A 456-nucleotide genomic window follows, 5' to 3' on the forward strand; every position below is an offset into this window, starting at 1 on the left:
GTATCGGTGAGCAACAATTTGGCTGAGGAATCCCTCATTAGCCAGTTTTTCCGCTCATCCGGCATACTGGGATCAATCGGCACGTAAACGGCACCGGCTTTAAGAATAGCTAATTGGGCCACCACCAGTTCCATCGATCGCTCTAACAGGAGCGCAACATGATCACCAGGACAAACCCCTTGTTCGATCAGCTGATGAGTCAACTGGTTAGCACGGGCATTCAATTCCGTATAGTTCAGCGTCTTCTCTCCCGCTATCAGCGCCGTCGCTTCCGGGGTTTTCTCCACCTGCTGTTCAAACAACTGATGAATACACAACGCATCAGGATATACAGTTTCCGTGGCATTCCAGGTTTTTAACAGCAACGTACGTTCCGCTTCCGGCAGAATTTCCAATGCCCGAACAGGCATGTCCGGGGCCTGCTCCAAGGCCGCCGCCAGACTTTCCAGCGCCTGT

The 456-nt window shown here is 52.4% G+C and carries 1 protein-coding gene; it reads right to left on the reverse strand.

The window, feature by feature from the left end; translation table 11 throughout:
• The coding region (locus ABR397_RS23305) for an AMP-binding protein (RefSeq protein WP_350307774.1) at positions 1 to 456 on the reverse strand (456 nt) is incomplete at both ends.

Source organism: Photorhabdus viridis (genome assembly GCF_040256935.1).
Classification (GTDB): Bacteria; Pseudomonadota; Gammaproteobacteria; order Enterobacterales; family Enterobacteriaceae; genus Photorhabdus; species Photorhabdus viridis.